This is a genomic window from Chryseobacterium camelliae, assembly GCF_030818575.1.
In the GTDB taxonomy this organism is placed as follows: domain Bacteria; phylum Bacteroidota; class Bacteroidia; order Flavobacteriales; family Weeksellaceae; genus Chryseobacterium; species Chryseobacterium camelliae_A.
Genome location: NZ_JAUTAL010000001.1, coordinates 3,876,121 through 3,898,750, shown reverse-complemented (window position 1 = coordinate 3,898,750; position 22,630 = coordinate 3,876,121). Strand labels below are relative to the sequence as shown.

20 protein-coding genes are annotated in these 22,630 nt (G+C 41.3%); 15 read left to right on the top strand and 5 right to left on the bottom strand.

Annotated features, from left to right (window positions below; genetic code table 11):
• The first annotated feature begins 1 nt into the window (after position 1).
• From QE404_RS17920 to QE404_RS17910, 3 genes are read left to right on the top strand one after another with little or no spacing between them, the layout of a single operon-like run.
• Positions 2-565, top strand: a complete 564-nt coding sequence (locus tag QE404_RS17920; RefSeq protein WP_307452842.1) for an acyltransferase — start codon at positions 2-4, stop codon at positions 563-565.
• Positions 566-1,744, top strand: a complete 1,179-nt coding sequence (locus QE404_RS17915) for a glycosyltransferase (protein ID WP_307452840.1) — start codon at positions 566-568, stop codon at positions 1,742-1,744.
• A 9-nt stretch (positions 1,745-1,753) separates the two neighbouring features.
• The gene (locus tag QE404_RS17910) at positions 1,754-2,311 is read left to right on the top strand and encodes a serine O-acetyltransferase (protein ID WP_307452838.1); all 558 of its coding nucleotides are present in this window, start codon (positions 1,754-1,756) and stop codon (positions 2,309-2,311) included.
• 72 nt (positions 2,312-2,383) lie between these two features.
• Here the strand turns inward: QE404_RS17910 and QE404_RS17905 are convergent, their stop codons facing one another.
• Positions 2,384-2,995: a DUF2306 domain-containing protein gene (locus QE404_RS17905; protein ID WP_307452836.1), complete on the bottom strand. Its 612-nt coding sequence runs from the start codon at positions 2,993-2,995 to the stop codon at positions 2,384-2,386.
• Between the two features lie 391 nt (positions 2,996-3,386).
• On the opposite strand from QE404_RS17905, the gene QE404_RS17900 reads away from it, so the two are divergent.
• From QE404_RS17900 to QE404_RS17880, 5 genes are all read left to right on the top strand, one after another.
• Positions 3,387-4,055, top strand: a complete 669-nt coding sequence (locus QE404_RS17900) for a carbonic anhydrase (RefSeq protein ID WP_307452834.1) — start codon at positions 3,387-3,389, stop codon at positions 4,053-4,055.
• Positions 4,056-4,075: 20 nt separating this feature from the next.
• On the top strand, positions 4,076-4,375 hold the full coding sequence (locus QE404_RS17895) for a hypothetical protein (protein WP_307452832.1): 300 nt from the start codon (positions 4,076-4,078) through the stop codon (positions 4,373-4,375).
• A 142-nt stretch (positions 4,376-4,517) separates the two neighbouring features.
• Positions 4,518-6,110, top strand: a complete 1,593-nt coding sequence (locus QE404_RS17890; protein ID WP_307452830.1) for a SulP family inorganic anion transporter — start codon at positions 4,518-4,520, stop codon at positions 6,108-6,110.
• A 54-nt stretch (positions 6,111-6,164) separates the two neighbouring features.
• Positions 6,165-6,800: a carbonic anhydrase family protein gene (locus QE404_RS17885; RefSeq protein WP_307452828.1), complete on the top strand. Its 636-nt coding sequence runs from the start codon at positions 6,165-6,167 to the stop codon at positions 6,798-6,800.
• 222 nt (positions 6,801-7,022) lie between these two features.
• Positions 7,023-7,442, top strand: coding sequence for a hypothetical protein (locus tag QE404_RS17880; RefSeq protein WP_307452826.1), 420 nt, complete (start codon positions 7,023-7,025; stop codon positions 7,440-7,442).
• 55 nt (positions 7,443-7,497) lie between these two features.
• Here QE404_RS17880 and pth read toward each other — a convergent pair whose 3' ends face one another.
• The 4 genes from pth to mfd all read right to left on the bottom strand — a co-directional run bounded on the left by pth (position 7,498) and on the right by mfd (position 13,676).
• Positions 7,498-8,061, bottom strand: coding sequence for an aminoacyl-tRNA hydrolase (pth, locus tag QE404_RS17875; RefSeq protein WP_307452824.1), 564 nt, complete (start codon positions 8,059-8,061; stop codon positions 7,498-7,500).
• An 84-nt stretch (positions 8,062-8,145) separates the two neighbouring features.
• Positions 8,146-9,072, bottom strand: coding sequence for a hypothetical protein (locus QE404_RS17870; RefSeq protein WP_307454041.1), 927 nt, complete (start codon positions 9,070-9,072; stop codon positions 8,146-8,148).
• Between the two features lie 99 nt (positions 9,073-9,171).
• Positions 9,172-10,047 (bottom strand): hypothetical protein, encoded by an 876-nt coding sequence (locus QE404_RS17865; RefSeq protein WP_307452819.1) that lies wholly within the window; start codon positions 10,045-10,047, stop codon positions 9,172-9,174.
• A gap of 260 nt (positions 10,048-10,307) precedes the next feature.
• Positions 10,308-13,676: a transcription-repair coupling factor gene (gene mfd, locus QE404_RS17860; RefSeq protein ID WP_307454039.1), complete on the bottom strand. Its 3,369-nt coding sequence runs from the start codon at positions 13,674-13,676 to the stop codon at positions 10,308-10,310.
• 243 nt (positions 13,677-13,919) lie between these two features.
• Between mfd and QE404_RS17855 the strand changes: the two genes are divergently transcribed.
• From QE404_RS17855 to QE404_RS17825, 7 genes are all read left to right on the top strand, one after another.
• A complete protein-coding gene (locus QE404_RS17855; protein ID WP_307452817.1) occupies positions 13,920-14,312 on the top strand; it encodes a hypothetical protein in 393 nt (130 codons plus the stop codon).
• 183 nt (positions 14,313-14,495) lie between these two features.
• Positions 14,496-14,735, top strand: a complete 240-nt coding sequence (locus tag QE404_RS17850) for a hypothetical protein (protein WP_307452815.1) — start codon at positions 14,496-14,498, stop codon at positions 14,733-14,735.
• A 127-nt stretch (positions 14,736-14,862) separates the two neighbouring features.
• On the top strand, positions 14,863-16,362 hold the full coding sequence (locus QE404_RS17845; protein WP_307452812.1) for a GH3 auxin-responsive promoter family protein: 1,500 nt from the start codon (positions 14,863-14,865) through the stop codon (positions 16,360-16,362).
• A 70-nt stretch (positions 16,363-16,432) separates the two neighbouring features.
• Positions 16,433-16,798 (top strand): hypothetical protein, encoded by a 366-nt coding sequence (locus tag QE404_RS17840; RefSeq protein WP_307452810.1) that lies wholly within the window; start codon positions 16,433-16,435, stop codon positions 16,796-16,798.
• Between the two features lie 88 nt (positions 16,799-16,886).
• Entirely contained in the window at positions 16,887-18,122 is a 1,236-nt protein-coding gene (locus QE404_RS17835; protein ID WP_307452808.1) for an MFS transporter, read from the top strand.
• 85 nt (positions 18,123-18,207) lie between these two features.
• The gene (locus tag QE404_RS17830; RefSeq protein ID WP_307452807.1) at positions 18,208-20,283 is read left to right on the top strand and encodes a T9SS type B sorting domain-containing protein; all 2,076 of its coding nucleotides are present in this window, start codon (positions 18,208-18,210) and stop codon (positions 20,281-20,283) included.
• 113 nt (positions 20,284-20,396) lie between these two features.
• The gene (locus QE404_RS17825; protein WP_307452805.1) at positions 20,397-22,484 is read left to right on the top strand and encodes a T9SS type B sorting domain-containing protein; all 2,088 of its coding nucleotides are present in this window, start codon (positions 20,397-20,399) and stop codon (positions 22,482-22,484) included.
• The last annotated feature ends 146 nt before the right edge of the window (positions 22,485-22,630 follow it).

The following is a 22,630-nucleotide window of genomic DNA, read 5'->3' as shown; positions in this document are numbered from 1 at the left end:
CATGCTTTTATTATACCGTGCCCTGCTGAAAATACATACCACGTATCAGTTCATGATCCAGAAGATCTATCTGAAGATCTGCTTATCCAAAGGCCTGAAAGTAGGAAAAAACGTACGTTTTGTAGAAGTTCCCCAGTTCGGAACGGAATGCTTCCTGATCGAGATCGGGGATGATACTACGTTTTCCAATAACGTACGGTTTGTCAACCACGACGGAGGGCAGAATGCCCTGCATTTTTTTGACGAATATAAAGATGTGCGTACTTTCGGGAGGATAAAGATTGGCAAGCAATGCCTTATAGGTGCCGATACCACCATCATGCTCGGTGTGGAAATGGGCGATAACTGCGTTCTGGGAGCAGGATCCATCTTAACCTCTTCTATGCCCAGCGGAACGGTGTATGCAGGGGTTCCTGCCAAATACATCTGCACCATCAAGGAATACGGGGACAAGCTGTTGGCCAACAATGTCATCTATCCTCGTGAACTGGAGCAGGACAGAGCCAAGCTTGAAGCCTATATCAAAGAACACCTTCCGCATGCCTATAAACCGGTAAAGAAATAAATGGCTGAAAAAAAGAAAATACTGATCCGAATAGGTTCCCTGCGTCACGGCGGCGCAGAAAAAGTTCTTGTAACACTGCTTAAAAACCTTCCGCAGGATCAGTATGAAATCGATCTTCTGCTCAATCTCTATTCTGGAAAATACCTTGCCGATGTGCCGGAATGGATCAATGTTTTATACCTGAATAAGGGGGAAATGATTACGACCAACGGCCCTCATGAAATACCGAAAAAGGCTGCAAGGGTGCTTTACCAGGGAATACTTAAAAGGTTTCCAAGTCTTCTCTACAAAGGAAAACTGAAAAATAAAAAGTACGATATCGAATTTGCGGCCATCCACGGAATGCGGGATGAAATCCTGCGGTCTCCGCTAAAGGCATCAAAAAAAATCGTATGGATCCACAATGACCTTTCCCAGGTTAAAGGCTACACGGAAACAGAAATCAGAAAATTTTTCGGTTTTGATCAGATTATGGTCATTTCGGAAAAAATTGAACAGCATTTTCACAGCCTGGCCCAAAACGATGCGGAACATCAGAAGATAATCAAAATATATAATCCCCTAGATACGGGAGAGTTTATCACCAAAGCAGAAGAACCGGTCCTGAATTATACTTTCGACAGGTCTGTTCCAACCTTCATTTCAGTGGGAACCGTTTTTCCGCAGAAAGGTTTCGACCGACTGCTGAAAGTCCACAAAAGGCTTTTGGATGAAGGATTCAGGCATAAAATCCTTATTGTTGGAGACGGTTATGATTTTGAAAACATCAGAAGTCAGCGGACTGATCTCGGCCTGGATGAAACCGTTACCATGCTGGGCTTTACAGATAATCCTTACCCTTATTTTAAACATGCGGATTTTTATCTGCTGAGCTCAAGGTATGAAGGTTTTCCAACAGTGCTTTTTGAAGCCATAACCCTGAAAAAGAAAATTATTGCCACTGAAGTTTCAGGAGCAGGCGAAATGCTGATGAACGGGGCGCTTGGGCTTTTGGTAGAGAACTCCGATGAAGGGATTTATACCGGCATGAAAAAAGCGTTATCCCAACCGGAATTTTTTGAACAGTATCTTGAACGGCTGTATCATTATGAGATGCCTTTTACCCTTGAAAATTCAGTTTCAAGGATTATTTCTGTTCTCGATGCACCCTGCAAACCATCTTTTAATACGGATCAATAAATATTTTGTATGGCAGACCACTATTCCACCCTTCAGAAAGATTTTTACCGGGAAAGCGGCCAATGGCTTTCCCCATTTGGAATCTGGGCAAAATGTATCAACCCGAATCTTCATTTTATCTACATATTCAGAAAAGCACAAAAATTCCGTAAGACTCCTGTTCTAAATATCTTCTGGAAGCTGATTCTGCGCCATTACCAGATCAGATATGGTTTCCAGATTTATCCGGAAACTGAAATCGGGGAAGGATTTTACCTGGGACATTGGGGAAGCCTGGTGATCAACCCGTATACAAGAATCGGGAAAAACTGCAATATGGCACAAGGCGTTACCATCGGACAGCAGAACCGCGGAAAAAATGCAGGGATTCCGGTCATCGGCAATGAAGTGTGGATTGGCGCCAATGCTGTAATTGTTGGCGGCATCACCATCGGAGATGATGTGCTTATTGCCCCTAATGCATATGTTAACTTTGATGTGCCTCCGCATTCCGTTGTTATTGGGAATCCCGCTAAAATTATTCCTGCCGACAATGCTACTGAAGGATATATCAATAATAAAATCTGATTTAAAGCTGCTTTTTAATTGATCTTTCTGAATGTAAATAATACCGTGTACCGAATATTGTCTTCCGTTCATTCAGGATTCACGCTTTCTCAATCTCATGTTCAGAAAATAAGCGGTCAACACATTAGGAATCCAGCACAACCATGCCACAATAATATAAGAGTTGACAGGATCACCGCTTATCCGTATCAACAGAGGATACCAAATTCTCAGGGTTACAGCTGCAAATGCACAAGCATAGCTATAGGTCATTAACTGCTGGTGTTGAATGACCTGTCCGTTTCTGATTTTGCCCACTGCTATGGCCGTAGTCATGAGCCAAGTGATTGCTAAAAAGATAAATCCTATTTCTGATACAAGTCCACCATTTGCATAAAAGCCCATATACAACGCGGAAGCAGAACTGATGATAGCTGCAATTACGTAGATCTTCCCAATAGCCCTATGCAAGCCCGTATATTTGTTCCTGAATGAAGGTCCGAACTGCCGCCAGCCTATGAAAAGTGCCAGCCCACCGAAAATGATGTGGGCAAGAAAAGCTGTTTTCCAAATGATATTATGAAGAACTTCGGGAGACTTAGAGCTCAGAAAAGTATATTTAGACTCAACAAAAGCATATAATAAAGGATAAGCTCCTACCAGCAAAGCGAATATGCACATGGCTGCAAATAATAATTTTCTCATAATAGCCGAATGATTTTTTTGCAAAAGTGCATATTAAAAAGATCTTACCCGTTCCAGAATGAAAGGTGGTACAAAATTATTATCTCTCATAATCAAAATGTGACCATTCCCATTCATTATTTTCTGTTAATGCTTCTGTTTTTTATGAATTGCTTGGGTGAGCAGCCCGTATATTATTATTGCTGATATATGCATAATTTTACGTTGTTGAAATCAATATTTGATGGATTAATCATCAATTCTTAAAAATTGGAGATGACTTTATTCAGATTACAGTCTTAAAATTTGTTAAAGATGGTAATTTTCTGATCAAAAATAATACTTTTGTAATATTATTGATTTAGTCTATTGAATTTAAAAATAATTTAAACGAAATAAATAATTATATATTATGGCACAATCGTACGAAGTTATTTTTGAAAACAACAAAAAGTGGGTAGAATCTAAAATTGCAGAAAACCCGGCTTTCTTTGAAGAACTTGCAAAAACCCAGAACCCGGAGTATCTTTATATCGGATGCTCGGACAGCAGGGCTACGGCGGAAGAACTTATGGGAGCAAAGCCTGGTGAAGTATTCGTCCACAGAAATATTGCCAATATTGTGAATACTCTGGACATGAGTTCAACAGCGGTTATTCAATACGCTGTAGAGCATCTGAAAGTGAAGCACATTATTGTCTGCGGGCATTACAATTGCGGTGGGGTAAAAGCTGCGATGACGCCTCAGGATCTTGGTTTGCTGAATCCATGGCTGAGGAACATCCGCGATGTATACCGGATCCACCAAATTGAGCTGGACGCAATTGAAGACGACACAAAGCGTTATGACAGGCTTGTAGAACTGAATGTTCAGGAGCAATGCATCAACGTAATTAAAATGGCCTGTGTGCAGGAGCGGTACATTCTTGAAGAAGAACCTATCGTACACGGCTGGGTGTTTGACCTAAGAACGGGTAAGATCATTGATCTGGAGATCGATTTCGAGAAAATCCTGAAAGATATCCAGAAGATTTATAACCTTACCAGCTCAGATTGGGTGATGAGTAGAAAAACAAAGTAGTTTTTCAAAGAACATGTGAAATGAAACTCTGGAGTACTATAACATTATTACTTTTCCTGAATTTCACGGCTTTACCGAGTATTGCCGCAGTGTTGGGCTGGAATCTTACCCAGACGAATATTGTGATCAATGAAGAAGAGCCTCACTCCCATCCTACCTCTCTTATTGTTTATGAAAAGACACTTCCGAAACCTCTGGATGTCTATGACTATCTTAAGTTTTTTGAGCCTTCACTGGAAGGCGGGTCTTTTGTACTGATTGATGATTCCTTTCATCTTTCACCGTTACTCACCATATTTTCTCCTCCCCCGGAAGCCTAATTAAGCAGGTTTCTTAATGTTCATCATGGCTCACATCAGAATCTTCTGATCGTGAAGACATTCCTATACGGAAATTAAATTTTCAATTTTATATTGGCTTATTAAGCTCAGTAAGCCCGTTCTATTCACAGCAGTTTACATCATGAAAAAGACATCATTTATCGGAGGAATCAAGGAGAATTTCCCTTCAGGGCTCGTTGTATTCCTGGTTGCACTCCCGCTCTGCCTGGGAATTGCCCTGGCATCGGGAGCACCGCCCTTATCAGGAATTATCGCTGGCATCGTCGGTGGCCTGGTTGTAGGGTTCATCAGTAATTCAAACATATCCGTTTCCGGTCCGGCAGCCGGGTTAACAGCTATCGTACTTACAGCTATTACGGATCTTGGAGCCTTTAATATTTTTCTCTGTGCAGGAATCATAGCAGGGATCATTCAGCTGGTTTTAGGATTCATAAGGGCAGGAAGCATTTCCAATTATTTTCCTAATAACGTTATTGAGGGAATGCTTGCCGCAATCGGGATCATTATTATTTTAAAACAGATCCCTCATGCAGTGGGTTTTGATAAGGATTACGAGGGGCATGAATCTATTTTCGACAACGGGCTGAATTTTGGATATTTCACGGAACTTTTAGAGGCTGTGCATCCCGGAGCGATTATCATTACCCTGATTTCCATTGCCATACTGATCGTATGGGATAAAGTTTATGTCCTCAGGAGAATAAAGATGCTTCCCGGAGCTTTGGTGGCTGTAGTCGCAGGAATTATCCTAAATGAAATATTTAAGCTTTCTGACAGCTCACTGGCTATAGGTCCGAAGCATCTGGTCTCCCTGCCGGTTCCGAAATCTATTGATGACTTTAAAAATTTTGTAACGCTTCCTGACTTTTCAGGCTTTATGAATGCAAAAGTGTGGGTAACGGGCGCTACGATCGCCATTGTAGCTTCTATTGAAACTTTACTTTGTATCGAAGCGTCAGACAGGCTGGACCAGCAAAGAAGGATTACAGACACCAACCTCGAACTGAAAGCCCAGGGAATCGGGAACCTGGTCAGTTCTTTCATCGGCGGCCTTCCCATGACTTCTGTAGTGGTGAGAAGTTCGGCAAATGCCAATGCAGGAGCTACTTCAAAACTATCCACCATTATTCACGGGACATTGCTGCTGATCTGTGTGCTTTCCATCCCGGCAATATTAAATTTGATTCCTTTTGCCACATTGGCTGCAGTATTGCTTCTGGTAGGATATAAGCTGGCTAAACCAGCTACGTTCAGGCACTTCTGGCATTTAGGAAAATTCCAGTTCATCCCATTTCTGGCAACAGTTGTGGCGGTAGTGGCAACAGATTTGCTGAAAGGTGTAGGGATCGGATTAGCGATTTCCGTATTGTATATCCTTCAGGGAAACATGAAGAGGGCCTATTACCTGAGCCGGGAAAAGCTGAATGATGCGGACGGAATCATGATCAGGCTTTCTGAGGAAGTTTCATTCCTTAACAAAGCTGCCATTAAGAAAACATTAAAAAATATTAAACCTAATTCTGCGGTAACCATTGATGCCAGAGAAACCTCGTATATTGCAACGGATGTCCTGGAAATGATTCAGGATTTTGCCAATATCAGGGCTAAAGAAGAGGATATTACTGTGGAGCTGTTGGGTTTTAAGACATCATACCTGGACTATGAGCGGAAAGAGGATTCCCATATCATAGTCACGCACAAAAGAGCTATATAGAGTTCTTAATGTGAAAATAAATTAATTGTAATTAAAAAGTATAAATAAAATTATATGAAAGCGCACACGCACGAAACACAATCAACCATTACCCCTGAAAGGGCGCTGGAATTCTTAAAAGAAGGAAACCAGAGATTTGTAAATAATCTTAAAGCCAACAGAGACCTTCTGGAACAGGTGAACGCAACCCGTGAAGGGCAATGGCCGTTTGCCGTTATTTTAAGCTGTATAGACAGCCGTACGTCTGCTGAGCTGATCTTTGATCAGGGCTTGGGAGATATCTTCAGCATCAGAATTGCGGGTAACTTTGTTAACCAGGATATTTTAGGATCTATGGAATTCGGTTGTAATGTGGCAGGCTCTAAACTGGTTGTCGTATTGGGACATACGAAATGTGGCGCGTTGAAAGGCGGACTGGATGCTGCACAGATTGAAGGTATGGGAATGGATAATCTTAACCACCTGATCAACCATTTCAGCCCGATTATTAAGGAGGTGATTAAAGACGGAGAAGAGTATTCTTCTACCAACAGCGACCTTCTCGAAAGGCTGAACCACCAGAATGTAAAGCATGCCATCGAAGACATCCGTAAACAGAGCTCAACACTGAGAAACCTTGAAAAAGAAGGTAAAATTAAAATTGTAGGAGCCAATTATGATGTAGAAACAGGAGTGGTAAGCTGGCTGTAGAGAAATGAATGATTCCGTTCAGCCGTCATAACAGAGCTGAATGCAATTAATATGTTATAGTTAGATCAATGGATGTAAAAACATCATCTGGCCACCGGAATCCGGTGGCCTTTTTACATAACCATCTGCCTGAAATTTAATAAGATACATCAATCATCAAAATAACTCCTCTATGTAACCTGAAATCATTATTTTTGAAAGCAGATTAAATGATCGTAAGGCATGAAACTACAGACAAATATTTTTCTTATCATATTGCTGGTATTTTCTGGGCTTGTATCTGCCCAGAAACCGGTAAAAGACACCTTAGGATACCTGAAAAGGTTTGAAACGAATAAAGAAAAGTACATAGGCAAACCCTTCTCACTTCTCCTTAAAGATATGACACAGCTTCAGCCGGCCAAGGCGAAATCTGATATCCGGCCAGAAGAAGAAAACACACTGCCAAGCACTCTGTTTACTTTTTCGGCTAAAGATGTCAGCGCGCGGCCTAATGCCTCACTGATTATCACCTGGAAGCCTGATGACAGCCAGACAGCCCCTCTTGAGCTGCTTGAACAGGAACATAACTACCGCTTCACCCCAAGTGAACGGAACTTCCTTGAAAAGAAAGTCATCAGAAACATTATGGTTTCACAATAGTCCGGACTTATGTTAAGAGGTCATTCCCACGATGACAACACCATAATAGCAAGTGTTATTTCCCGTTAAAAGCTGACATGGTATTGTTGATTCCTGCAAAAACAAATGACAGGGAAGCCTGGGCAAATTTTTCTATTCTTTCCTGAAGCTTTCCCGATTCTTCTTCGTTCCAGGTACCGAGAACATAATCAATCTGTCTTCCCTCTGAAAAATCTGCAGAAATTCCGAAACGAAGGCGGGCATAATTCTGGGTCTGCAGGACTTCATTAATGTTTTTCAGCCCATTGTGCCCCGCATCCGAGCCTTTTGCTTTCATCCGCAGCGTTCCGAATGGCAGCGCAAGGTCATCAGTAATAATCAGCACATGATCCAACGGTATATTCTCTTTCTGCATCCAGTACTTCACCGCATTCCCGGAAAGATTCATATAAGTATCCGGCTTCAGTACCAAAACTCTTCTTCCTTTGTATTTCCCATCAGCCATCCAGCCAAAATTGGTTGTATTAAAAGAAACATCAAGGGTTTCTGCGATTTTATCAGCTACCTTAAAACCTATATTATGTCTTGTGTTTTCGTATTCAGCGCCTTTATTACCCAGCCCGACAATTAAATATTTCATGAAGAAATTTTTTGCAAAATTAAGATATATAAATAAAAAACTCAACCCTGTAAGGATTGAGTCTTGATATTTTTGGAAATCGTATTACAACGGTTTGTAAATGTAATTAACACCAAACCCTTTCGTCATATACGTCTGTGCGTCATAATTATAATCTGTAGAGAATATCACCGGCGTCGGAACAGGGTCCATCAGATCGGTGATAGACAATCTTTTCGGGCTGTTTGGTGAAAGCATACTGCTTTCTTGATCATTCCTTTCTGTAGATAAAATCCTTGAAATTTTATATCCGAAAGGAATCAGCGTAAAAGGACTGATCTTATCATCATAATTGGTATACTCATAAGAATAGGCCGTAAGAACGCTTCCGAAAGCACTTCCATTAAGAGGACCGTATTTTCTGGTTACTTTTGAGATATTGTCTCCCAGATACTCATATTTTGTTTTGGAATAATCCTGGAAACCTACAGTTCCCGGAGCATCCGGACCATTTCTCATGATAATGGAGTCCAGCTTGTTGGTTGCTGTCGCATATTTAAGTGTATAAAGCGATTTCGTCTTTTTGTACAAAGTTTGTGGTCCCGGCGTGGTAGATGGCGGTACGGTAGTTCTCTTAAAGAATGATCTGTTCTCTGAAATCGTTTCCAGTTTTCCGCTGTTACCGTACGTGAAAAGCTGGGTATAAGAGATGCTGTCCTTATCCAGATCTCCGTCTCCGTCCAGATCCAGGAAACCTTTAAAAGTGATTTTGCTGATCTTGTCTCCGCTCCACATCACATCGGTTATTGAAGCACTGTCTGTGATCACTCTGGACAGCAACGACCCGTTATAATGATATTCTGCCAGCGTATCTGAATCCGTGATTTCTCTGAACAATGCCCTAGGTCCGTTCAGCCCTGTGTTTTCATTGATATCCAACAGGGGATCGCCATTTTCATCCAGCAGATCTTTACAAGAATGCACGGCAGAAAGACCGGCCAGCAATAAAATAAAGTAAAAGAGTCGTTTCATTCCTTAAGGGGATTATTTATTCGGTCAAAAATATAACTTTTTTTTGAATACAAAATATTTTACAGCCTGTTTTACGGTAAAAATTGCAATCAAAAACGATTATAACGCTTTGTAAAGATATTTTACACTTTGGCTCTGATCAGATACAGGATAATTTTGAGCATCATAAAGATAGGTTTTAGGTACCGGTATCGCAGGGCCTAAAGGATTCTGGATCGTAATATTCCCGACATTATTGCTGGAAAGCATATAAAAATTAACCTGGGCCATTAAAGTACTGGTCACCATAAGATATTCTTTCGGAAGTGTTGTATAAGGGTTGATTTTACTGTCATAAGAATCGTATACATAAGCTAAGGTGATAGCTGTTGTAGGATCCGGAGTGTTATTATCCATTAACATCGTAGTGTGTTCTACTTTTGCCACATTCGTGGAAGCAAATGTAAATTTATCTTCAATATAATGGGTATAGACACTGCTGCCTCCTAATTTTTTCTTTTCCACAATACGGTACAACTGCCCGTTTGAATCATAAAAAATAGTGAAATCACTGTGATTGTTTACGTTAAATACAGGGTTGTCCATTGACATGGAAGTAATTTTACCATTGGTATAGGTAATTAAATAGGTGTGATCTATAACATGAGTAGATTTATTATCAATGTATTTTATTTTGGCAACCTTATTATTATTGTATGTTAACGTGGCAGTTATAGCATCTGAATTGGAGTTATCCCTGATAACCGCCTGGTACAAAACCCCGGAAGTACTGCTGTACTCCTCTACAGTGGTATTCCCTATATTAACTTTTTCAAGGATTCTGGGACCGGTAATACCGCTACTTCCCGAAGAAGATGAGGATGAAGATGAGGTATTTTTGTTCTGGTTAGGCGGATCATCTGTAGTATTGTCACAGGAAATAAAAAAACCAAGGGTAAGAATCGCAAAAATTCTCAGAAAATAATTGTTTGTCATAGATGTTAATTTTTAATGGCACCAAATATAAAAAAAATTATCTTATTAAAAATTAATTTACCAAACAATAGCCCTATTTAATAAAAAAAATACAATAATCATCGCTTTAAACCACAAAAAAAACAATTGAATTGGTGACCTGGTAGGGTTGTACCTAATTTTTTCACGGATTAATGATTCAAAGTAAAAATCACGTGAAAGAAACTTTCATGTGATCTTAATTTATTTGTGACGATCTATTCCTTAAAACAACAATTAAATTATTTGGTCTGAAGAATGGATTTCAACAGGTTATTCACCTCATCAACGTTCTTAATCTTATCTTTTCTCATCATCAGATGGTTTCCGTCTTTGGTTACCTTCTCTTTTAGCTGGGCTTCAGCAGGGTTCTGGGTGAGATAACTGATGATATGCCTGAATTTATCGGTCTGATAAAACTTATCCTGGGGATTAGCCGGGAAATAACCGAGGAAAATACCATTTTTCATGACGATTCTTTCAAAACCGATGTCTGCAGCGAGCCACTTCAGTGAGACGCTCTTCAAGAGATTTACAGCTTCTTTCGGCAAGGCCCCGAAACGATCTGTCAGTTCAAGCTCAAATTTCTGAAGGTCCTTCTCATTATCTATTTCAGCGATCTTCTGATACAGCAGAAGTCTTTCTTCGGTATTGGAAATATAGGAATCCGGAAGCATCAGTTCAAGGTCAGTATCAATATTAACATCTTTGGTACTCTTGAACAGTTTCTGCCGGTCTTCTTCATTTTCAAAAAGATTTTCAAAATTCTCATCGTCCTTCAGTTCCTCCAGGGCTTCCTGCATCAGCTTCTGATAGGTTTCAAAACCCATTTCATTAATAAAACCGCTCTGTTCCGCACCCAATAAGTCTCCGGCACCCCGGATTTCCAAATCCTTCATGGCAATCTGGAAACCGCTTCCCAGATCTGAAAACTGTTCAATGGCCTCGAGTCTTTTCCGTGCATCGGCAGTCATCATATCATAAGGCGGGGTAATCAAATAGCAGAATGCTTTCCTGTTGCTCCGGCCTACCCTTCCTCTCATCTGATGAAGGTCTGCCATCCCGAACCGGTGGGCATCATTAATGAAGATCGTATTGGCATTAGGAACATCCACTCCGCTTTCTACAATGGTTGTAGAGACCAGAACATCATATTTGCCCTCCATAAAATCAAGGACATTTTTTTCCAGCTGCTTTCCTTCCATCTGACCATGTCCGGTAATGACTTTTGCATCCGGAACGAGGCGCTGGATCAGGCCGGCGATATCTTTAAGGTTTTCCACTCTATTGTTGATAAAATAAACCTGCCCATCCCTCTGAAGCTCATAGGAAACGGCATCGCGTATAATTTCCTCATTGAATCCTACCAGTTGCGTATCCACAGGCTGGCGGTTGGGCGGAGGTGTTTTAATAACGGACAAGTCTCGTGCAGCCATTAAAGAAAACTGCAAAGTCCTTGGAATAGGTGTGGCAGTTAACGTAAGCGTATCCACATTTGTTTTCAGCGTTTTCAGTTTGTCTTTTACGGAAACACCGAATTTATGTTCCTCATCAATGATCAACAGGCCCAGGTCTTTAAACTTGACACTGCTGCCTACCAGCTGATGTGTCCCGATAATGATATCTACTTTCCCGTCTTTCAGGGCTGCCAGGGTTTCGGATTTCTGTTTTGCCGTTCTGAAACGGTTGAGATAGGAAATATTAACCGGAAAATCCTTTAACCGGTCTTTGAAGCTCCTATAATGCTGAAAAGCAAGAATGGTGGTAGGAACCAATACAGCAACCTGTTTGCCGTCCGTGGCCGCTTTGAACGCTGCACGGATAGCCACTTCGGTTTTACCGAATCCTACATCGCCGCATACCAGCCTGTCCATCACCGTGGAATCTTCCATATCCTTCTTCACATCGACGGTTGCTTTTTCCTGGTCCGGTGTATCTTCGTATATAAAGCTGGCTTCCAGCTCATTCTGCAGATAGGAATCCGGTGAATAAGAAAATCCTTTGGCCGATTTTCTCTGGGCATATAATTTAATAAGGTCAAAGGCAATCTGCTTTACCTTTTCTTTAGTTTTCTGTTTTAAAGACTTCCATGCCGGCGAACCGAGTTTGCTCAGGACTATTTCCCTGCCTTCCGGGCCATTGTATTTGGAAATTTTATGAAGGGAATGAATGCTTACATATAATAGGTCGCCGTTTTTGTAGGTCAGTTTAAAACATTCCTGTATTTTACCGTCATTATTTACCTTCACCAGACCCATGAATTTCCCGATCCCATGATCGATGTGGGCAATGTAATCCCCTATTTTAAGGGACATGAGATCCTTGAGCGTCAGCTGTTCAGATTTAGCAAATGTATTTTTGGCCTTATAACGCTGGTAGCGGTCAAAGATCTGATGGTCTGTATAGATCATGATCTTTCGGCTGTTATCTACAAATCCTTCATGCAGTTCTGAAGTAAAGCTCTTGAAAGGCACTTCTCGTTCCAGTTCTTCAAAAATCAGTTCCAGCCTTTCCTTTTGTTTTTCTGTAGAGAATGAGATCCAGGTATCGAAACCCTCTGACTGTTTTTTTTCCAGGTCTTCGGCCAGGAGTTCAAAATTTTTATGAAAAGAGGGCTGGGCAGTTTGCTCCAGAATAATTTCAGACTGATCTTTTAAAGCTTCTATAGGCACACTGCTGAAATCAATGGTCCTGAATTTCTTGTAATCGAACAGGAATTCTTCATCGGAAATAAAGAGTTCCTTAGGTTCACGGTGTGCAATATCCTGATGCAGGGTGCCGTATTTTTCCAATGCCTTTTCATAAAAGGTTTTGATCTTGCCCAGTCCCACCACAGCATTTTTAGAAATAATAAAACTGTCGTCAGGTAGAAGCTGTAGCAGTGAAACCCGGCTTCCGGTTACTGAAAAATTCATATTGGATACCAGCTGGAATTCCTTTACCTTACCTACGGAGAGTTGGGTCTCAATGTCAAAAGTACGGATGCTTTCCACTTCATTGCCAAAAAATGTAATCCGGTAAGGCTGTTCATTTGAATAAGAAAAAACATCCACGATCCCTCCTCGCACTGAAAACTCTCCCGGCTCGGAAACAAAATCCGTCTGCTGGAAATGATAATGGTTCAGCAGTTCGTCCACAAAATCAAAATCCAGCTGATTGCCGACTTCGATCTGATGTGAAATCGCTTTAAAATCTTCTTTTTTTAATACCTTTTCGGATAAAGCACCTATAAAGGCAACAATCACCCTTGGCGTTTTACCGGAGCTCATTTTATTCAGCACTTCAGTCCTTAAAACCAGGTTGGCATTCTGCGTCTTTTCTACCTGGTAAGGCTCCAGGTGAGTGGCAGGAAAGTACAGCACCTTATCTTTTCCCAGCAATCCCTCCATTTCAGTATTGATGTAAAGAGCATCCTCTTTATCATCAGTAATGTACAGCAATGTCTTTTTACGGGTAAGGTAAAGTTCGGCAGCAAGAACGGAAACTGCAGATCCTGCACTTCCTTTTACGGCAATATGTTTTTGAGTGTCCAGCCTGTCAAAAATTTCCTTCCCGAATTCTTTTTGGAGGAGGTACGGAAGAAATTTTTCATTGATGGTTTTTAACTGCATAAAATAAAATCGGTATAAATAAGAATGCGATTCCGAAACTTTCCGAAACCGTATACTATATGCAAAGGTATGGATAATTCGTGATTCAGAAATGCTAAAAGCCAATTTCTGTGCCATAGGATCTCATCATCGAACCAAATCAAAACCTTTATTATTAAGGCCAACAAACGTTAAAAACGAATTAATTCCACTTTTGTGGCATGCCGTTTGAAAAGTAACCTCTACAACTAAAGAAATGATATTATGAAAAAAGCAATCAAAATCTTAGGACTTTTCATGCTGGTGTTTTTCACGGCATTGTCTTTCACCTCGTGCAGCGATGATGACGATCCTGCCAACAATGACTTCTTTGCGGGAACCTACAGAGGTAGTATATCTTATAAAGAAGGAAGCAACTCCATCAGTGCGAATGACGGTAGCGTATTTGTAACTAAAATCGCAAGTGGAACAAAGTATAACTTTGCGTTTTCAAATAATATTCCGGATCTTAACGGGGTAGAGTTTCAGCAAACAGGTGACAATACACTGGTAATGGTAGGTTCTAATACAAGTACTTACATCAGGATTGATAATAATGAGTTGAAAATCCTCTACACGAGAGACGGTAAAACCTGGACAGCTAACTGTACTCGTTAAGCCCGATATTCATGAATTATATTAAAACCTGCTTCTCAGTTGAGAAGCAGGTTTTATTTTAGTGACTGCCTTAGTTTAATCTTTTTTTAAGCACTAATAAACTTTAGTTAAGTTTCTAAAAGGCAGAATTTTCAGTCTGGTTTTTATCTATCTTTGATCAAGAAAACAAATACAACCCATCTCATGAGAAAATTATTAACTGCAATGTCATTAGTTCTAGGACTGGGACTTGCCACGGCTCAGCAGACAGCGCCGGCAAAAACTGCACAACAAACCGTTAAGACGGTAAAAACTACTGAAACAAAAACGGCAAAACCTGTCACCAAATTGAAAAAGGACGGTACGCCGGATAAGAGATATAAGGAAAATAAAATGCTTAAGAAGGATGGTACTCCGGATAAAAGGTACAAAGCAAATAAATAAACTTATATATAGTTGTTATTTTCATAATCAAATTTCGAAGGCCGATGAATTCATTCATCGGTTTTTTTTATTCATATCCTGCTTTAAATATGCGTTCAGATTATTCAGTTATTTATAAATTTGGACTATGCTAAACTTCCTCAAAAAACAAGCAGCGCTCCTATGGGCCAAAAAACATGTCCGCAAAGCCCGTGTATCGGGAAACAATGCCCCGCAGGATCAGGAAATGCTCTTACTGGACCTGGTGAGAAAAGCTGAAAAAACGCTGTTTGGAAGAGAACGTGATTTTGAAAACATCCATTCTGTAAAAGATTTCCAGAAGAAGGTTGCCGTTTCAGACTATGAAGACCTGAAGCCATATATAGAACGCATGAAGAAAGGCCAGGCCAACATTATATGGCCCGGTATCCCGGAATATTTCGCCAAAACCTCAGGAACCACCTCAGGTTCAAAATATATCCCCATTTCTCATGAAGGAATGCCTTTCCAGGTTGCCGGTGCGCAGAGTGCCCTCTTTCATTATATTGCACAAAAAAACAATGCAGATTTTGTAGGCGGAAAAATGATCTTCCTTCAGGGAAGCCCGGAGCTTGAGGACCTTTACGGAGTGAAAACCGGCAGGCTGTCAGGGATCGTAGCCCACCATATTCCTGGGTACCTTCAGAAAAACAGGCTTCCCAGCTGGAAAACCAATACCATAGAAGACTGGGAAACCAAAGTTGACCAGATCATTCTGGAAACAGAGCATGAAAACATGACGCTTATCTCCGGCATCCCGCCATGGCTGATCATGTACTTCGAAAAGCTAACGGAAAAGCACGGCAAAAAAATCAAACAGATTTTCCCGAACCTCCAGCTTATCGTTACCGGTGGCGTTAATTATGAGCCTTACCGTGAAAAGATGGAAGACCTCTTAGGCGGAATGGTTGACATCATCCAGACTTTCCCTGCTTCTGAAGGCTTTTTTGCATTCCAGGACGATTATACCCGGGAAGGGCTTCTGCTGCTCACCAACCATGGTATTTTTTATGAGTTCATTCCTCTTGAAGAGTATGGCAAACCCGGTGCTTCCCGGCTGACCTTAAAAGATATTGAGCTCAATAAAGACTATGCCATGATCCTGACGACGAATTCAGGCTTATGGGCCTATTCGATTGGGGATGTGATACGTTTCATCAGCAAAGATCCGTACAGAATTCTGGTAAGCGGGAGGACTAAGCACTACACATCAGCTTTCGGTGAGCATGTGATCGCTTTTGAAGCAGAAGAAGCCATTAAAGCTACCCTTCAGAAATTTCCGGCACAAATCACTGAGTTCCATCTGGCTCCGCAGGTAAATCCGGAGGAAGGCCTTCCCTACCATGAATGGCTGATTGAATTTGAAAAAAAACCGGAAAATCCGGAAGCTTTCAGACATGAGCTGGACCTTCAGATGAGGCAGCGTAATACCTATTATGACGATCTGATTTCCGGCAATATCCTTCAGCCTCTCAGGATTTCCTACCTGCAAAAAAATGCATTTCAGGACTATGCAAAATCACAGGGAAAGCTGGGAGGGCAAAATAAGATTCCAAGGCTTGCCAATGACAGGAAAATTGCAGATTTGTTAGAAGTTTATAAACTTTAAGCACATTTTTTCAATTCCGAAAACGTATATTCAAAAAAAATTATAAATTTGAAAAACCTAAAAAATAAAAATGAAAGCACCTGTACTTTTTAAATCATCTTTATTAACAAGCCTATTCGTCATTTCGTCGTGCGCCACCACAAAATATACTGAAGACATTTCAAAAAACGATTATTCGAACCTTGAGGCCGGCAAAATGTATGTGGTAACCCTAAAAGACGGTTCTAAAAAGCAGAAAATGCTCTTCCGTAATATAGACGGCGACAATATCGTGGGAACAGCCGGTAAAAAAGACAGCACCGTAGTGATCATCCCCAAATCCAATGTAGCAGCCGTTAAAGACAGATCGAAAGCAAGAGTAAGTGCAGGAGCAGTAGTAATCGGAGCAGCCGGAGTGGCAGCATTGGTATTGAGCTCATCGAGAGCTGATAAATAGACACCATCTTTTGTATATTATTTGATTTATCATTTAAAAATATATCTTATATAAGGCCCTGAATGAATATTTAGGGCTATTTTTGTGCATGATTTCATTCAGTCCGTTACAAACGTTGCAAAATATAGAATTCAGAAATCTTCTTACGGGAAGATTTTTTATCGTTTTAGCCTTCAGGATGCTGGCAACACTACTGGGATGGTGGGTTTATCAGCTGACCAAAGATCCTTTCTCCATTGGTCTGATCGGGCTGTCTGAAGTGATCCCTGCAGTAAGCTGCGCATTATATGCAGGCCATGTAATTGATATGAATGAAAAGAAGAGATTGCTGCTAATCTGTAATTATGCTTATGTCTTTTTGATAGGCCTGTTACTAATCCCGGCTTTCCTGAATGTGGAACTGCATTTTACAGGCCACCAAATCACCTACTTCATTTACAGTGTTATTTTTTTCACGGGCATCGCAAGGGCTTTCATAGGACCTATTGTACCTTCGATGATCCCGAAAATCGTCAAAAAAGAAAACCTTCCCAATGCGGTTACCCTGAACCAGGCAACTTTCCTCATCTCTTCTGTTTGCGGGCATGCCATAGGCGGTTTCCTGATCGGGTATTTCGGAGTACAGTGGACACTGGTGGTGATAATTTCGCTTATATTTATTGCATCGCTGTTTTTCTGGCAACTCAATAAACAATATTCTGAAAATAAAAAGGAGACGGTAAACGTGATGCAGAGCATGGGCGAAGGGATTACTTACATCCTGAAAACAAAAGAGATTCTGGGTGCGCTCTGCCTGGACATGTTTGCGGTACTTTTCGGAGGAGCCGTGGCTATGATTCCGGTGTACGCTACAGACATCCTGAAAGTAGGTGCAGAAGGTTTCGGGCTGCTGAATGCAGCTTCAGACATTGGTTCTATGTGTATCATTACCGTATTATCACTTATTCCATTGAGAAAAAACCAGGGCAAGATCCTTTTGGCCGTAGTAGCCGGATTCGGGCTTTGCATCATAGGCTTCGGATTATCCCATCTGTATTGGCTTTCTTTCATGTTCCTGGTAATGAGTGGGATGCTTGATGGGATTTCAGTGGTGATCCGTGGGACCATTGTCCAGCTTAAGACTCCTGACCATATCAGGGGAAGGGTTCTTAGTGTGAATTCAATTTTCATCATGTCCAGCAATGAAATGGGCCAGTTTGAAAGCGGGCTTATGGCAAAGTTGCTTGGCGTCGTACGTTCGGTAGTATTCGGGGGATCCATGACGGTTCTTATTGCTCTGATTGTAGGAATTACTAATCCGAAATTGAGAAAGATGCAATATTAATACACCATTTACGTTTTAATATTTATGTTAAGTAAATATTAAATAAAAGGCAACTTTTTTTTATATTTGCTACAAATTTCCCCTTATGAAAAAAGTTTTACTCGTTTTTCTGATGATGTTCTGTCAGATATTTTATGCACAGTCAGACTGTACATCCAGTCTTGCTGTCTGCGGGAATTCTGCGATTTCGTACACACCAAGTGGATACGGAAATGTACAGGAAGGCCCCCTGGGAGGCGGATGCCTTTATTCTGAGCACTATTCCGTTTGGTATACGTTTACAGTATCTACCAGCGGTACCCTAACTTTTTTGATTACTCCTAATGCACAGGCAGATTATGACTGGGCAGTTTTTGGTCCGAACAAACAATGCGGAAGCTTAGGTGCTCCGGTAAGATGTTCATACGCTTCAACAGCAAGCGGAATCCTTACCGGCCTTAATATGACAGCAACGGATCTTTCGGAAGGCGCAGGAGGCGATGGGTTCTGTAAGTATATGGATGTGGTTGCCGGGGAAACCTATTATCTGATCGTAGATAATTTCTCTGCCAATACCAATGGATTTGTGCTTACCTGGGGAGGAACAGCTACGCTGTCTTCACCGTTTACTTCTGCAATACAGCCCAATCCTTTCGTTCCGCCGGGAAGCCCGAATGCTACCCCTAACGGACCAAATGAAGTGATTGTATGTTCCAGCCCTGCTGTCTTTGATTTCAGTACATTATCTGCGGGAATCATCAACGGAAATCCGAACTTTGTCGTAAGTTACCATACTTCAGCGAATGATGCGCTTACCGGTAATAACCCTATCACGACTCCACAAACCGTAAATACCACTACCGTATATTACTACAGTATCAGCTATTTAGATCCTGCTAATCCCAACAGTCCGATCAGCAAATGTAAGCAGACCGGGACATTTAAATTCAAACAGGGAAATATCGTTGCACAGGATGCCTCACTAAGCGCCTGTAACAACAACAATGCAGGAACAGCGGTTTATGATCTTACCGCAGCGGCCGTCTTCACGGACCCTACAGCAATTAAGAAGTATTATCCTACCCTTGCGGACCTTAATGCCGGTACCAATGAAATTACGATTCCTACCAACTACCTATCTTCGACAGGTACAGTTTATGTTAAAGTAACCACGCTTCAAGGATGTTCTGACGATGCTCAGATTACCTTAAACTTCAATCCTGTTGTTACGGTAACAGAAGCTACCTTGAGATCATGTTTTATTGAAGGCAGCCCTGCTACAGCTTCTTTCAATCTTACAGCCGCAGCCGTTACAACTCAGACCGGCGTGACCAAAAAATATTATCCTTCACTTACAGATGCTGTAAACCAGACCAATGAAATTGCTACTCCGGCAGCGTACATAGCTCCTAACGGCGTAATATATGTGAGGGTAACCAACTCCAGCGGATGTTATAATGTAGCTAAAGTCACTTTAATCGTCCTTCCTCCAGTGTATTCCAGCGTATTGGAAGATAAAATCATCTGTATAGAAGATACCACGACCCTTGATGCAGGGCCGGGATTCAACGGATATGAGTGGAGCACGGGAGCAACTACACGTACCATCACCAATGTGGGAGTGGGTACATATTGGGTTAAGCTGAAAACAGGAGAGTGTGTAAGTTTGCAGACCGTAAAGGTATATCCGTCCGAACAGCCTGTAATCACCAATATTGATATTGCCAACAATATTGTTACAGTAAGTGTAGCAGGCGGTACTCCACCGTATAAATACTCAATGGACAATATCAAATGGCAGGATTCCAATGTATTCAACAATGTACCGAGAGGCGATAATATGATCTATGTAAAAGATGCCTATGATTGTGATCCGATCCACATAACCGTAATCGTGCCTAACCTGATCAATGTTATTACGCCAAACGGTGACGGAATCAATGACGTTATTGATTATTCCGCATTAGCAGGAAAACAAAGCCTGGTATTCAGTATTTTCGACAGATACGGAGTAAAAATATTCCAGGCGGATAAATCCAACGGATATAAGTGGGATGGTACTTCCGGAGGCAAAAAAGTTCCAACTGGCACTTACTGGTATTCAGTAACCTGGAATGAAAATGACAAAAAGAATACCCCATTCAAATATTCCGGTTGGGTGATGGTAAAAAACAGAGAATAAAGATCTCCTCATAACAACAAGAACCGCTTTTTTAAGCGGTTTTTTATATATAAGTACAAAATAATATAATTTTAATATTTTCATTACATTTGTTTTATCAAAACTGTTCTAAAATGAAAAAGTTACTACTCGTTTTACTTTTATCCTTGTCACACCTGTATTTCTCACAATCTGATTGTGCGACTGCAATTGCAGTATGTGGAAATGCAGGGCAATCCTATACGCCAAGTGGGTACGGGAATACACAGGAGAGCCCTCTGGGAGGATGCCTGTCCACAGAACACTTCTCGGTATGGTATAAATTTACTATCGCTACAGGAGGTACGCTTACTTTCGTGATCGATCCTACCGTAGATCCCAATAACCCGGTAAGTACTGATTATGACTGGGCTGTTTATGGTCCCAATGTTCAGTGCGGCAGTCTCGGTACACCCGTAAGATGTTCATATGCTGCTGGCGGTGGCCCTACAGGACTCAACATGACTTCAACCGATACGACAGAAGGTGCAGGAGGGGACCGTTTCGTAAAATATATGGACGTTCTTCCCGGTGAAACCTATTATATGATTGTGGATAATTTCTCCAGTAATACTATGGGATTCTCCCTTACCTGGGGCGGAACCGCTACCTTGGCTTCCCCTTTTACAGATCCGAACTTAACTCCAAATCCATTTGTCGCTCCCGGCAATGCCAGTGCTACTCCAGGAGCACCTAATGAAATCCTGAAATGCCAGTTACCTACAACATTTGATTTCGCAACCTTAACTAACGGAATCCTTAATGGAAACCCTAATTTCCAGGTTTCATACCATTACAGCTCGAATGATGCCCTTACAGGAGCAAACCCTATTACAGCTCCGGTTACGGTGAACGGAACCGATATTTATTACTACAGCATCCATTATCAGGATCCTGCCAACCCAAGCAACCCAATCAACAGCTGTACACAGATTGGTCCTTTTAAATTCAAGCAGGGGAATATTGTCGCTGAAGATGCAAACCTTCTTGCCTGTAACAACAACGGTGCAGGTACTGGAACCTTCGATCTTACGCTGGCTGATGTTTTCAGTGAGCCAACAGCTACGAAAAAATACTACCCTACCATGAATGACCTGAACGCAGGCACCAATCAGATCATGAATCCTACGGCTTACGTTTCAGGTCCCGGAAAGGTATATGTAAAAGTGACATCTTCTGAAGGATGTTCAGATGATGCAGTGATTACATTAGACTTTTTACCTGTAGTAGTGGTACAGGATGCCACATTGGAATCCTGTTATATTGACACCAATATCACTACAGCTGCATTCGACCTCACCACAGCGGCTGTTTCAACGCAGACGGGGGTTACGAAGAAGTTTTATACCACCAATGCCAATGCGCTGAGCCAGACGAATGAAATCCTTAATCCTGCAGCCTATATTTCAGCCAACGGTGTTGTATTTGTGAGGGTAACCAGTGCGGATGGATGTTTTGCCATTTCAAAAATCAATCTGATCGTATTGCCTCCGGTAAAATCTACCGTCCTGAAAGACCAGATCATCTGTATCGAAGACAGGACTACTCTGGATGCTGGCCCGGGCTTTGACGGATATGAATGGAGCACCGGTGCTACAACACAGAGTATTCAGGGCGTAGGCGTGGGAATGTACTGGGTAAAATTAAAAACAGGAAAATGCTATACCCTGCAAAATGTTCGTGTCTATTCTTCCGAACAGCCCGTAATTACCGGCATAGAGATTTCCAATAATACCATTACCATTAGTGCCAATGGAGGCAAAAGCCCATACCGCTATTCTATTGACGGTGTGAACTGGCAGGATTCCAATGTATTCACCGGGCTGCCGAGAGGAGAAGCTAAAGTATACGTAAAAGATGCTTACGACTGTAATCCGGTAGAAGTACAGGTAACGGTTCCGAATCTTATCAATGTCATTACGCCTAACGGTGACAATATCAATGATGAGATAGACTACTCAGCACTGGCCTATAAGAAAAACCTGGTATTTACCATCTATGACAGATATGGAAATCAGCTTTACATAGCAGACCAGATAAGAAATTTTAAATGGAACGGTACCTCAGGAGGAAAAAAAGTCCTTACCGGAACATACTGGTATACCATTTCATGGACCGAGAACGATAAAAATAATACCCAGACCAAATATAACGGATGGGTACTGGTAAAAAACAGGGAATAACCTTCGTTTTCAAACACTTAAAAAATCACCCTGTAAAAGGGTGATTTTTTTTGCACAATGTATTGCCTGATTTGATGGGCATTTGCTGCTGATTCCCTTAATTTGTGGATTACTATTTTTAATTTACTTTTCAAAAAAACTATCTT